The following is a 13,661-nucleotide window of genomic DNA, read 5'->3' on the forward strand; positions in this document are numbered from 1 at the left end:
TTGTTCCCGTTGCTCGTAAACTCCAGTTTCCCTCTTCTATATCATTGGATATTTATTACCCTATCTAATGTTCTCATCATACCTACCAATAAGCATGATGCACATTCACATTAAGCGGTTTATGATGGACGATCTTCGGATAACCCCGTCGAGCCACACCATAGTCTCGTCACCACGTTGATTATTAAGTATGACAAAAAAGCACCCATTCACATCCAAAGATGCGAACAGGTACTTCTCAAATCTAGATCTCAACCCTACTCAACGACGTCGGGCAAAATCAACAAATTTAAACTTATCAGGACGATGTCTAGATTCCGTATACTGGAACGGACTTGCATCCTCAAGGTACACTTGGCTCCTCACTACAACTACGTTATGGAACCCATCCAGATCCAGCCATTTCCGATCCTCTTCCGTAGGCTCTTCAACCAATATCTCCTTCTTAGCAAACGAGATGGCGAGACCCAGCTCTCCTTCAATATACTCGTAGATCGAGTTATTGCAGATCTCCTTGCTAAGTCCTGGAACAAGCTTCTGGCTAATATAATCCTTATCCAGTATGACATGCTCCCCGTCTACATTACGTACACGCACGATCTCCCAGACGTTCTCGTTCAGCGCGAAGCCAATCTGCTTGAATAAGTTCTGATCTACTTCTCGATCTTCGAACACGTTCACATACGTCTTCGCACGATGGCCCATTTTTTGGGCTAATTCTTTGAAGCTCACAAGACCCGATATAGGAAAGTCGATTTTGCGAATGTCCAATACAATGGAGCCTTTACCCTGAATCTTCTGAATGTATCCTTCTTCATATAACATTTTCAATGCTTTACGGATGGTCTCTCTGGACGTTTGATATTGCTCAGACAGATCCAGCTCAGATGGGAGCAGCGTTCCTGCCTCAATTTCCCCTGTCCGAATATCCGCTGCGATATCCTCATAAATTCGGATAAATTTGTTATTCATTCGTCATCACCACTGTTCATTACCCTTATTATTAACTTATATAGCAACTCATTATAGCATGAGCGTTTCTGTTAGCAAAGGTAATGAAGGATTATGCACTGAAGCTCTTCCTGCGTTGCCTGATATTCTTCCCCATGCCAGTGGTTATGTTAAGACTCAATTCATCTCAAGCGTACTTAATAGCTTCTGCAATCGATAAATTAACGCAGCGGCTTCTGCTCAGTTTAAATGCTGCAAGGGACGGAAGCTGCCATCTTCATATCCTGTTAGTAAGTATACGCGAGCTCTTTCACTTCCTCTGTCGCCCAATGGGATACATTGACTTGGTCTGTGAAGGCATTCCGACCCGATTTCGGTTCTGTACTCGATTCTGAATTCAGGCTGCGAACTACATTGGCAATGATCTTGGATGCTTGTTCACGGGTCACAAGTGCATGGGGCGCAAATCTTCCGTTACCCATCCCATGAACCATATCTTGTCTGATTGCAGCTTCAATCTCCGGAGCAAACCAATCTTTTTCGTTAACATTAAGAATTTCAGTTCCTTTTTGATGAGTAGTGGTGTTTGGTTGTCCTATTCTTGATTCTTCTCGAAGTCTGTTTCTATAACTATAGGTGCTGTATTTGCTCACACTATTCATCTCCACCTTCACTTTGGAGGACTGACCAGCCTTCATAGAGGTATCTGATTCAATTTGGATCGTCTCTACAGCTTCCACCATCACAGCGGTTGAACCGATCTCATACATCAAGGCATGAGGAGATAATAAAGCAAATGCAAGCACGACTTTGGTAAGCTGTTCTGCTTGTTTCTTCACACGTTTATTCAATTTAGCCAAGCGTCTGCTCTCCTTTGGGTACACGAAAAAAAGGAGGCACTCCAACAAAGGACTACGTCCTCTACTGGGGTGCCTCCCCTAACCAGTGTCATTTTTTCTTGATATAACGATTCACTTAATGAATGTAAATACTTAATCGTTGGGTAGTCAACTCATATATAACTAGGATGGGTTACAACGAATGTCGAAGAAACCACTTGTATAGATCAGGATTGTTGTACGTTTCAGTCCAAGCATCGTGGTCACCTTCAGGGTAAACGGTAAGTTTAACATCAGCGTTCAAAGCAAGTAGTGCATCCACAATTCCTTGTGATTCCGACAGCGGTACCACATCGTCCTTGGCGCCATGAAAAGCCCAGATAGGAAATCCCCGTAATGCTCCCGCTTTAGCTGGATTATATCCTCCACAGATTGGTGCTACAGCCGCAAAAACGCCTGGATAGTCCGCCGGAAGATGCCATGCACCGTATCCTCCCATGCTTAAACCGGTGAGGTATACTCGCTTGGGATCGGCTGCATAATTGGCCAGCACATATTCCACAATGCCTATAACAGCTTCTTTTTCATTTGCCCAGAATTCGTCCTCTGGACATTGAGGTGAGATAACGATAAAGGGGAAACCTTCATCCTGTTCTACAATGTGAGGAAGGCTGTGTTGGCGAAGCTTGTTCAGATCCGTTCCACGCTCACCGGAACCATGGAGAAATAAAATGACGGGCCACAGCTCGTTTGTCTCTGTAACAGAGTGGGGAACATGCAGTAAATAATCCATCGTTACAGTCTTCTTAATTTCTTTGATTAATCGATGGCTATTCTGGGTCATGTCTATCCCCCTCACAATTCGTTTCTGATCTTCAGTAACGCTTCATCCAGTACACCGACAACCTTGTCGCACCATGCATCGAACTCGGGATCTTCCGTTTGAAGCTCAGGATGGGCAAGAATATGCTCAACAGTATCTCTAATGCCTTGATCCGCGCGCGTAGTTGCTACGAACTCGGGAACCAACCTTTTCAGCTTGCTGTTATCAAAGACAACGGTATTCGCCTTATCGCCAAGTAATCCTCCTCGAAGATCCTGATCACTGCAGGCAGCCAAGAACTCAGAGGATATATGAACGGCATGAAGCTTAACGCCCAGCGCATTCGCAATGATCTCATAAATCTGATTCCAGGTGACGGATTCGTCTGACGTAATATGTACCGACTCTCCGATCGCATGGATGTTGCCCATCAGACCGATGAAGCCTTTAGCAAAATCGCGATTGTGCGTTATAGTCCATAATGACGTGCCGTCGCCATGAATAATAACCGGCTTATTATCAAGCATACGCTTAAGCACCTGCCAGCTTCCTTGCGCACCATGCACACCCAAAGGTACGGATCGCTCGTTATACGTGTGACTTGGACGCACAATCGTTATAGGGAACCCGTGCTCCCGGTATTGCTTCAATAGGTATTCCTCACAAGCAATCTTGTTGCGAGAATATTCCCAATACGGATTGGATAATGGCGTGCCTTCCGTGATCCGATAATCTGCAAGCGGGGTCTGATATGCTGATGCGGAGCTAATAAATATAAATTGTTTTGTTTTATCCTTGAACAGACGATAATTTCGTTCCAACTGCGCGGGTACAAATGCAATAAAGTCTGCCACCACATCGAAATTCAGATCGGCAATCAGCTCTGCTACTCGTGTTTCGTCATTAATATCTGCTTGCAATACCTTCACTTCCGCAGGAAGGTTTGCATTGCGATTCCCTCGATTGATGAGATATAGCTCCCAGCCCTGCTCAGCAAGTTGAGTTGTAATGGCCGTACTGATTGTTCCTGTGCCTCCAATAAACAGCGCTTTCATATTTGCACCTCCAGATGGAATATATGACTCTACCATGATATCATGCATGCAAAAGAGGAGCAAAGCTCCGGGGTCTCCGAAACTTTGCTCCTTCATTCTAGACAACTTTGATTTTCCCATAAATCATATACATTCCGCAATGAATCTGGTATTCACCTGGTTTTAGATCAGGATCGACCGTGTAGTAGTTATCTCCCTTTTGCATGTATAGGTCCATGCCAAGATCACTGGATAGCAATGACTTAACATGTGTAACTTGTCGGGTAAGGATAAAATTAATTTTGGTCGGAACCCCTGCCTTTACTTCAATGACATCAGGGCCAAAACCGTCGTTACTTACACTCACATCAATAACTTCAAATCCCTGCAGATCTTCTGCTGTCTCGACTTTAGCTGCACTCGCAGCTTTGGCGCTTTCCGAACCCGGGGACATATCTTTACCCATAAAATACACTAGAAACGAACCAAGTAAAACAACTACAGCAAGACCCAATGTTAACATTGGCCATGCTTTACGGATCCAACTATTCATATCAACGCTCCTCTTTCCATCATTCATAGCTCAAGCATACGTTCTAAGCATACCTGATTCATCTCAAAATTAAAATGACTCCAGTGGGCTATAGCCAGCTTCAATGCCGAAGCAGTCACACATTTCCAATCAAATTTTAAATTTATACATCAAAAAAAGCCTGATTTCTCAGGCTTCGTAAGAAAAAATCGTTTCATTTTAATAAAAATGACTATTTCATGAATATGAGGGCGAGGTTCGTTTTACCCTTAGCTTGTGCAATTCAGGTAAGGCAACGCCAAGTAACACCACAATAACCCCGAACCATTGCAACAAGCTAACGTGCTCATGAAGTACGATGGCTGAGAGCAGCACCGCAACCGGAAGTTCTACCGCACCTAGTATGCCTGCCATGTCCCCTCCAATATGCGGAACGCCAATGGCGAACAGTACTGGTGGGATAAAAGCTCCGAAGAATCCGAGCAATAAACCGAAGACGAGCAATTGGCTCCAGATCAAGCCATTAAACAAAAACGTCGGCGGGAACAGGATGCATAGCAGAACCAAACCTCCAGTCACCATCCATGCGCTGCGAAATGCAGGATGCGCCGACGGAACTGCTTTTCCACTGAATAGAACAAACAAAGAGTAACTTACAGCCGCCATAAGTCCCAGCGCAATCCCTAGACCACTAAATTCACCAAGTCCCTGTTCGAGGAAACCTGCAGCCAGAAATGTTCCCCCAAAGAGTATAACTAGTGTGAATAGGGTGACTTTATTCGGACGCTGCCGCTTGCTTACTGCCTGAATCAATACGCTAATCCATGTGAATTGAAACAATAGAATAATGGCAAGCGATGCCGGAATATATCGTAGTGATTGATAATACACCAATCCTGTAATTACGGTCGGTGTGCCGGCCGCCATGAGCATTAAACGCTGTTTCCACGTTAATTTTTGAAAAACATGGGCTGGTGCAGTTGATGATTTACCTGCGTTATTTTGTTTGCGTTTTATGTTGAATCTTGTGTATAGTGCCAGCATCCACGAAAGGATGAACCCTGTAATCAGTTGTGTACCCACAACCTCACCTAACTTATAGCCTTCACCATAAGCCAAAACCACGATCGTGGATAATATGCCGTAACTCATTGCTCCCGCAAGAACAGATACATAATATTTCATTGATGAACAAACCTCCTGATGTTCCAACAATATCGATTTCAAAAGAATGAAGTCTCTTTACACTTGTCACTTGGGACAGAACAACCTTGAAAGGCATCTGTTCTCTCCAGATCCCTAAGAACCCCTGCTTAGAAAGAAACATCCAAAAATGCAAAAAATCCTAACTACGTGCAAGGAATACATGAATCCCTTGGCATCGTAGTTAGGAAGTATAGGCTTCCCGTAGAGACCCTCGCCCTGTGTACACTTTCGGCCTGCGAGGTTATACGAAATGAATATGCTTTTGTGATGTGTTCTTCTGTGACGACTTTTCATATATTACATGGGAGGTGAGATGGTGTCAACCCTGTTTTACAAATTTAGAAATGGATACTGAATGTTGTATAACCTCTTTCGCCCTACATTTGTTATATATCCGTTGTATCCCATTCCAGCGTTTGCTGTAAGCCTGCTTGTAGTCCACGCAGATCCAAACCATCCACCGCAAAGGCATCGCGAATTAATGGCGGAGCTACAAACTCATCGTATTTACCAAGGTATGGCGATTCATCCTCAGCAAGCAACGCAGATGCATCTTCAGCTGCGCGACATTCGCTCATAATTTCAGCTAACAATGTGCGTGCATCTACTTGACCAGAGACTACAAAATAATAAGGCTCCATGGGCACCACCGATCTTAACGCTAGCTTGGTTGATAGATTATGCTTCATAAGTCGCTCCAATGTACGGAATGCTTTGCTACCCACCCATGGCAACACATAATGAGAATCGCCGCCAGCCGGGATAACAACTTGCTTCAGTAGTCCAGTCTCGCGAGCCAATCTACGCGCCCGTTCTAGTCGATTCACCGCTTGCGGAGACAGGTACGGATAGATGACTGAACTCGACAACACTTCTCTCATTTTCTGAATCACCATCGTATGAATATCGCCGCCTGCGCCAAGCCATAATGTATCCACTTTGCCTTTTGCAGACTTAACATATACAGACTTATGTTTACGATCCACCTCTTCGACCTTCCACAGCTTACCTGCAAGAGAGAAGCAGTAGCCTGGTGGCGGTACAGTCGTAATGGATCCTATTTCTTCAGAGCCATTCAACACTTTATGTTCTTCATCATCCTTGAAGACGGCGTAGAAACGATAATTGTTCACCGTTTTCTCGCCGGTTAGTCCAATAATTAACGTCTGCTCTTCTGTCCACTGCAAATGATCGGTATCAATCAGATAATTTAGAAATACATCATACTGACTGTGGTTGATTTGAGCAAAAGGTGCAAGCGAGAGGACAGCATCTGCCAGCTCGCTTGGTTCGGCTTCCCCCATGCTTTTGAGCATACTCATCGTTTGGTGGTAGAGTACCCCCATCGGCATTTTACGAGCCTCAAGTGGCTCAACCCACTTCGTCTTCACATATAATTCAATGACTGCAATGGCACGAAGTAACGTCCACGGCATACATGCAGGAAGCTCAGCATCCTCCGCCTCTTCCTCTGGGCATACAAATAACATCTCTGAAGCCATATCATCCCGCCGACCAGATCGCCCCAGTCGTTGAACAAAACTCGACGCACTGTAAGGCGCACCAAGCTGCACAACTCGTTCAAGTTCCCCAAGATCTATGCCGAGTTCCAGTGTTACGGTTGCAGCGGCCACCGCCGGCCCTGCTCCTGTCCGTAACGCAGCCTCCGTCTCTTCTCTCAGCATCGCTGAAATACTGCCATGGTGTACGTGGAATACGTCACGCTCCTGCCTTCTTGCTGCAACTCGCCGTAGCTCAAGAATGGTAACTTCCGCATCTGTCCGGCTGTTGGTGAAGACTAACGCCTTCTTGCGATGGGTACTCTCGTAAATAAAATCATAATAGGCTTTACGAGCATTATGCAGATGTTCTGCCTGCTCTTCATCACGTGCATCCGGGAACGAGAAATGTTCAACTCGAAGGCGCAATTTTCGACCACCGGGTGAAGAGACAACATCTACGCCCTGATCTGTTCCAGCGGCAAGCCAGGCAGTCGCTGCATCATAATCACTGAGAGTTGCGGACAACCCAACACGGCGAGGCTTACACCCTGCCATACGTTCAATGCGAGCCAGCTCACTCAGTACCTGTATTCCCCGATCCGCTCCCATGAAGGCATGCACTTCATCAATAATGATATACCTCAGGTCATGAAACAAAGCTGGAATCGCGTTCGGTCGATTCATCAACAGACCTTCTAGTGATTCCGGTGTAATCTGGAGTACACCCGACGGATTTCGCACCAAACGTGTTTTCTCCGCTTGAGCAACATCTCCATGCCAGTGCCACACTGGAATATGACCTTCAGACAACAAATCCTTCAGCCGCTCAAATTGATCATTAATCAAGGCTTTCAGTGGCCCAATATACAAAATCCCAACCGATTTGGATGGACGTTCATACAATTCGGTTAACGCAGGAAAAAAAGCTGCTTCTGTCTTGCCAGAGGCTGTGCCCGCCGCAATCAACATATGATGTGGAGTATGAAAGCAAATATTGCACGCTTCGATCTGCGCTGGGCGAAGAGACTCCCATCTTTTTTTATATATAAATTCCTGTACAAACGGCGCTAATCGATAAAAAGGGTTCGCTTCGCTCATAACTCAAATTCCGCGAGAAAGTCATCCAGCTCATCCGTAGATGATGAACCGTCTGCTTTACCCGATCCTTCGGGTTTAACAGCTCGCTCTCCAAGCAATTGAGTGTACGTCACTTCCGGATTCTGATGCAGCGTGTGCAACACATCCATAAAATCTCTCACCACTTCACGGGTAGTGAGCATCTCATCGGCACCAAGTCGGTTAACTGCCATTTGCATAAAATCAACTAATTCTTCATCTCGCAAACTTGCGGTATATCCAAAATGTAAGGCATGAATCTGGCGAAGCTTCTGTAGCAGAATTAGAATTTCCTCATGAGATAACATGGATAGCTTCAAAATGGGCCCTGTATAATTCGCATAATCTCTTGCAGCATACCGGCCGTCAATAAGTCGGGAACGAAGTGCTTCATAACTGAACAGTCCTCTACGTTCATCCTCCACAAACTGTGGAGTTCCTCCTACAAAAATGCCCAGATGCTCGGCCTTACCCTGCATCGTATCATTAAACATCGTGAGCAGCTTCTCATAGTTACTCTGACGTGATACGCTATTTGTAATTTTGTACAGATTAACTGCCTCATCAATAAACAGCAGCAAACCTTTATATCCGATCTTAGCAATAAATTCAGACCATAATTTGAAGTAGTCATACCAGTTATCATCGTCAATGATCACCCCAACAGACAGTTCTTTCTTAGCTTCTGTCTTGGTTGCATACTCCCCTCTTAACCAGCGGAGAGCTGCTTGCTTCCGGTCATCGTCACTGAGCTTATAGCCATTCCAGTACGAAGCCAAGACTTTAGCAAAATCAAAGCCATGAACCAGATTCTGCATCTCATTCGTTACAGCATATATCTGTTGCTCTACTTGTAGGGCAAGTGCTGGATCATCTGGCCTTAATCCGTTATTTTGCATCGTTTGTTGTTGTAATGCTGCAATCCATTTCTGTAAAATTGGCTCCAAAGCGCCGCCATCCGGTCGTGTACGCGTAGACAGGCGGGTCATCAGCTCACGATATGTAGCCAGTCCTTGACCTTTGGTTCCCACAAGTCTTCGCTCAGGGGACAGGTCGGCATCTGCCACGACAAACTCACGATCCATCGCATAATTGCGAATCATTTGCAGAAGAAAACTTTTGCCACTACCATATCGACCTGTAATCAATTTAAAAGCAGCTCCGCCTTCTGCGATATTATCCATATCTCGCAAAATAGCCTCTACTTCAGGCTTCCGACCAACCGCAATCTGCTCCAATCCAATCCGCGGCACAACACCTGCCGTTAAAGAATTGACAAGAGCAGTTGTGATTCGTTTCGGTATTTTAAGTTCTGTCATTACATATCACCTCTTCACATGTTCAAACACGGTTATATAATCCGGAACAATCCGGTCGTTATCAATGAGTAGATCGCCGATCGTTTCCATAGCTACATCGTTGATCTCATCAAGCATAAGCGCAGGCATTGTACCATTCCGCTCAGCCACCTGCATCAGTTCACGGTCAGGTTCCTCACCTAATAATGCATATATTACCTGCACATGTCGCGGAGCTATCTCATTTGCAAAAAGAATCCATTCACCATCCAATTCTGCGATGAAAAAATCCTCCCATTTTAAAGTAAAGTCTTCTTCTTTTGTCTCCATATCGGTACTACTATCGTCGGGTTCCATAGTTTCCGTTGTACGCTGTACGTTGGCATCCTCTGGCTGAGGAGAAGTACTGAATTCGTCTTTCTTAGATGTGACTTGTTCCCCGATTGCTTGCATCCCTTGGTGTTGATTCAGAAGTTGATTATCTAGCGCAAGCTTGTCATCTGAATATGCTTGCTCGTCTATCATAAGAGCTTCTCGAACATAGTCACTCTCCTGCTGCAGAACGGCAAGCTTCTCCATATCAATCCGAACCGTTGGCTTCTCCTTAAGCTCTTCTTGCTCAGCAGCAAACACCTTATCTAAATATCGCTCAATGACTTGAGCAAACTCCGTATCGAGGGTCTTGCCACGCAATCTACCTCTGAAACCGAGTAATTCCCGTAATTTATTTTCAGTGCAACGGAAAATCCTCGTAACCAATGAACAGAATGGAGCACTTTCACCAACAGGAACAAAGGTAAGGTCAATCGATTTCCCATATAACGTATCATCATAAACAGCTTTGCGAAATAACGTACGTTGGATGCTCTTCTCCTTCGTCAACTGCAAATGATCAATCAAGCCTATTCCACGCGTTCGTTGCAGATAGGATTCCATTACAACCATCACTTGTGGAATATATCGTTCCAATGCAATCTGACCTTTGTCTCTATAAAATTTACTGAGTGTGATGTCATACTCATAATATCTGCTAAGTAATTTTAACGACAATTTCGACATGTCGCTCGTCAGCAACCGATGAAGCTCCATATCTGATATCTCCATTGGAAGAAAACCACTCGTGATATCCATAATCTCAGTTAACGACATATGCACTTGATGCACGAGCCCATAGTCGACAAGCCAATCTTGCATGTACACATCAAGTTGAGGGAACCGTTCCCGATAATTAACCCATAATCGTTTTAATTGCTCATATCCCCACTCTGGATCTTGCCATCCAATACCATTAATCAACTCGTAGATGTGTACAAATAGATACGATAAGTCCGTATCTGGATATCGTTCGGCACGTACTTCAGTTCGCCAGTAGAAGTACCAGCTTCGTTGTGACTCGCTCATCACACCATAGGTTGGCCAGTAACTCATAAAAGGTACAAATGGGGTCTCTTCTCCGCGTAATTCAACATATTGTCGTGCTTCCTCAGCGAACCTTCGCTCCGAGGACAAAACGCCCCCGTTCTTCACTTGTTTATCCAAAGGAGCGCGAGCCAAAGTGGATCGATCAGGGATAGGAACTTCAGTTGTACTAACATCCTCACTTAAGTCAATCTCGGTAAATTCCAATTGTCTTGAATTGTCTTCCATTGCTTCATGCTTCACCCCATCCTCTAGTAGAGAATACGAACAAGTGTATCCATACCGCTCATTATAACACTTGTCCTATTCCAATGGTGAACAAAAAATGACGCCTGAACTGTTGCCAGTTCAAACGCCATATCTCATAAGATTCTAAACGACTACAGCACGGTTTTTGCCTTCCCTTTTGGCTTGTAGCAGCGCCTGACTAGCCCTCTCGATCAGATCAGATATCGTTAACTGCTCCTGAGGAACCAAAACCGCTCCTCCAACACTAACCGTTACGATTTCATTAGGATCCGATAAATCACGCTGGATTTGCAGCGCGAGCACATGTTGTCTAATCTCTTCTGCAAGTTCTGCAGAACGCTCAGAAGTGGTTCCCTTCAGCTTCAACATAAAGGTTCCCCCTTGTAAGCGAGAGATTAAGGCATCATATTGCTCGCATACCACGGTGAGTACTTCACCAATCCATTGCAGACACAGATCCCCGCCTTGTAAGCCATACGTCGCATTGTATGAACGAAAATCATCAATATCAATAAACAGCAATCCTAAGCTACAGTTATCACGTAAGCATTCATCCCAATCATCCTGGAGCTGCGATTTAAATATCGCTTGAACCGGCATGTCCGTTAATGGATCCGTATTGAGGACATTCTGTAGCTGATGTGTTGTTTGATTATAATGATCCTGATCATGATGCGAAGCACCGCTATTAAGGAGCACCATTAATGATGGCTTCCCTCCATGGGTTACCGAAGCAAGAGTGATCTCAAGCAGCAGCGATGTTCCCGTAGCTGTAACGAAATACAATTGGTTCGTGAACAGCTGTGTGCTGTTGAGTTGTAACTCATCAATGCTTTTCTGCAGCGTTCCTTGCGTCTTCTCCGGTACCAGTTTCTTAAAGTCCATACCAATGAGGCTTTTGGTCGTCTCAAACCCAAGTAGTTCGGCGGCACGGCTATTACAGTATATTATTTTCCCATCTGTTAACGTGAGAAAAGCCATTGGGGAGAAATCCATCAACTGCAAATATCGCTGCTCGTTCTGACGTAAAATACGTGCGTTCTGCAATGCCTGTTCCTCAGCTTGTACCAACTGGTTCTCGGTTTGACGGCGTACGATCGTTTTGAGCAATGGCAGCACATTAAGTTCTTTAGCTGTCCAAGGATAGGATGTTGATTTCACAATTTCCCTCCACTTCTCAAACGATTTTCGCGGAGACAATCGAATCCCATCATCCGTTTTGATCACCGCTTTGGCCGGGTCTCCTGCCCAATCGACCAACTGCACAACTTCTGGCCGGAACCAGATGATGTAATGATGCTGGCCTGGTGATATAGCGACATATACAATCCCGGATGCTTTTTCCTTATACGCCTTAGCTGGCTCATATTCCAAACTAAGCTGGGACGTATGATAACTATAGTCCTCAGACTCACCCGCCAGCCATGCTGCGAGTCCCCTCACCTGCTCCCAAGTTGGTGTATCCCCATAGAGCAGTAACTTGTCCTGATAACAAACGGCTGCTCCCGAAGCTCCCATAAGATTAAGCAAGGTTTGCTGTTCACCTTGTAATTCCTCCACCACTCTTGCTGGGCTTGTATTGCCTATAAAAATATTCGAGATTCGTGCAGCTTGCTCACGTGTATGAATCTCAGCCTGATACTCGTCTAGTTGATGCCGTTGGAACAATTCGCTGGAGAAAAATGCCCCCAGGAAATTACACAAGTTACGAATGCGATGCGGTACATACCTTGGTGAATAATGATGACACGTAATCAACCCCCATAACTGGTTGTCATTGATGAGAGAGATCGTCACCGTAGCACCCACACCCATATTTTGCAAGTACTCAATGTGTAGAGGTGATACACTTCGAAGCACGGATAAGCTTAAGTTAAGAGGTTTACCTGTCAAAGGTTGAAGCAGTGGTACAATCTCTACCGGTTGATAATTCACGTCTACAATAGTACGCAACCAATTACGCAGGTACAGCTCCCTAGCTTGCTTAGGGATATCCGACGCAGGATAGTGATGTCCGAGGAAAGGTTCGAGATGTTCTTCGCGTGCCTCAGCAATAACTTTTCCGTTCCATTTTTCATCAAATTCATATATCATGACTCGATCATAACCTAGCATTTCCTTCAATTGCTCTGCTGCAATCTGACTAGCCTGCGTGCGGTTACTTGTGCTCTTGATTCGTCCAAAAAAACGTGAAATCCACAAATAATCACTGGTCTCTACATCAGCCTTCTCGTCAGGATTGGATGGTTCCAGCTCCAAAATTAATAAACCTTCACTCTCATGTATAACTGTCAAAAAAGTTCGTAGCTCTCCAAATACATCCACCGTTACGTCCATGTACTGTAGGTCGGATGTAACCGCGGCATTGAAGGTGCAGCTCATCAAATCTCTTAGACTTTCCTTACCAATCAATGATTCAAGTGGAAGTCCCAAAATCTCATCTGTAGTTAGACCAAGATATTCTTCGGTATTCTGGCTACATTGAACAATAGTAGGTGCATGAGAGGTGTTCACCGCCAAGAGCACACCATGCGGCTGGATAAAACCCGGAATGTGAATGGGCTCTTTATCGCAATTATTTAAATCTATAGGATCATTCGTATACGTGCCCTGGCTCAGCAGCGTACGGTTTAACCGTTTGTTTTCTTTGCTCGAATTCGATTCGGTCATGAATTATTAATCCCCTCCATTA

Annotated in this window: 10 protein-coding genes and 1 riboswitch; all 10 genes read right to left on the reverse strand. The window is 44.9% G+C overall.

Annotation, left to right across the window (positions count from 1 at the left end):
- Positions 1-261: 261 nt before the first annotated feature.
- The 10 genes from treR to MH215_RS06000 all read right to left on the reverse strand — a co-directional run bounded on the left by treR (position 262) and on the right by MH215_RS06000 (position 13,639).
- The gene (treR, locus tag MH215_RS05955) at positions 262-972 is read right to left on the reverse strand and encodes a trehalose operon repressor (RefSeq protein WP_056692148.1); all 711 of its coding nucleotides are present in this window, start codon (positions 970-972) and stop codon (positions 262-264) included.
- A gap of 266 nt (positions 973-1,238) precedes the next feature.
- Positions 1,239-1,811, reverse strand: coding sequence for an S-layer homology domain-containing protein (locus MH215_RS05960; RefSeq protein WP_239289080.1), 573 nt, complete (start codon positions 1,809-1,811; stop codon positions 1,239-1,241).
- 172 nt (positions 1,812-1,983) lie between these two features.
- Entirely contained in the window at positions 1,984-2,634 is a 651-nt protein-coding gene (locus MH215_RS05965) for a carboxylesterase family protein (RefSeq protein ID WP_239289081.1), read from the reverse strand.
- 11 nt (positions 2,635-2,645) lie between these two features.
- The gene (locus tag MH215_RS05970) at positions 2,646-3,668 is read right to left on the reverse strand and encodes an SDR family oxidoreductase (protein ID WP_239289083.1); all 1,023 of its coding nucleotides are present in this window, start codon (positions 3,666-3,668) and stop codon (positions 2,646-2,648) included.
- 97 nt (positions 3,669-3,765) lie between these two features.
- The gene (locus MH215_RS05975) at positions 3,766-4,200 is read right to left on the reverse strand and encodes a cupredoxin domain-containing protein (protein WP_239289085.1); all 435 of its coding nucleotides are present in this window, start codon (positions 4,198-4,200) and stop codon (positions 3,766-3,768) included.
- A gap of 216 nt (positions 4,201-4,416) precedes the next feature.
- A complete protein-coding gene (locus MH215_RS05980) occupies positions 4,417-5,364 on the reverse strand; it encodes an EamA family transporter (protein WP_239289087.1) in 948 nt (315 codons plus the stop codon).
- A gap of 179 nt (positions 5,365-5,543) precedes the next feature.
- Positions 5,544-5,654, reverse strand: a riboswitch (purine riboswitch).
- A gap of 117 nt (positions 5,655-5,771) precedes the next feature.
- On the reverse strand, positions 5,772-7,985 hold the full coding sequence (locus MH215_RS05985) for a DEAD/DEAH box helicase (protein WP_239289094.1): 2,214 nt from the start codon (positions 7,983-7,985) through the stop codon (positions 5,772-5,774).
- Positions 7,982-9,322, reverse strand: coding sequence for an ATP-binding protein (locus MH215_RS05990; protein ID WP_239289111.1), 1,341 nt, complete (start codon positions 9,320-9,322; stop codon positions 7,982-7,984). Before MH215_RS05990 ends, MH215_RS05985 begins: the two co-directional genes overlap by 4 nt.
- Positions 9,323-9,328: 6 nt before the next feature.
- Positions 9,329-10,948: a TerB N-terminal domain-containing protein gene (locus tag MH215_RS05995; RefSeq protein ID WP_239289113.1), complete on the reverse strand. Its 1,620-nt coding sequence runs from the start codon at positions 10,946-10,948 to the stop codon at positions 9,329-9,331.
- Positions 10,949-11,092: 144 nt separating this feature from the next.
- Positions 11,093-13,639, reverse strand: coding sequence for a diguanylate cyclase domain-containing protein (locus tag MH215_RS06000; protein WP_239289115.1), 2,547 nt, complete (start codon positions 13,637-13,639; stop codon positions 11,093-11,095).
- Positions 13,640-13,661: the final 22 nt, after the last annotated feature.

Origin of the sequence: Paenibacillus sp. ACRSA, from assembly GCF_022346845.1 — a bacterium.
Lineage (GTDB): Bacteria > Bacillota > Bacilli > Paenibacillales > Paenibacillaceae > Paenibacillus.

Excerpts from the sequence above, each read along its gene's own strand:
- MH215_RS05995 (WP_239289113.1), bottom strand. The coding sequence starts at position 10,948 with ATGGAAGACAATTCAAGACAATTGGAATTTACCGAGATTGACTTAAGT.
- MH215_RS06000 (WP_239289115.1), bottom strand. The coding sequence starts at position 13,639 with ATGACCGAATCGAATTCGAGCAAAGAAAACAAACGGTTAAACCGTACG.
- MH215_RS05980 (WP_239289087.1), bottom strand. The coding sequence starts at position 5,364 with ATGAAATATTATGTATCTGTTCTTGCGGGAGCAATGAGTTACGGCATA.
- MH215_RS05990 (WP_239289111.1), bottom strand. The coding sequence starts at position 9,322 with ATGACAGAACTTAAAATACCGAAACGAATCACAACTGCTCTTGTCAAT.
- treR (WP_056692148.1), bottom strand. The coding sequence starts at position 972 with ATGAATAACAAATTTATCCGAATTTATGAGGATATCGCAGCGGATATT.
- MH215_RS05985 (WP_239289094.1), bottom strand. The coding sequence starts at position 7,985 with ATGAGCGAAGCGAACCCTTTTTATCGATTAGCGCCGTTTGTACAGGAA.
- MH215_RS05965 (WP_239289081.1), bottom strand. The coding sequence starts at position 2,634 with ATGACCCAGAATAGCCATCGATTAATCAAAGAAATTAAGAAGACTGTA.
- MH215_RS05970 (WP_239289083.1), bottom strand. The coding sequence starts at position 3,668 with ATGAAAGCGCTGTTTATTGGAGGCACAGGAACAATCAGTACGGCCATT.
- MH215_RS05975 (WP_239289085.1), bottom strand. The coding sequence starts at position 4,200 with ATGAATAGTTGGATCCGTAAAGCATGGCCAATGTTAACATTGGGTCTT.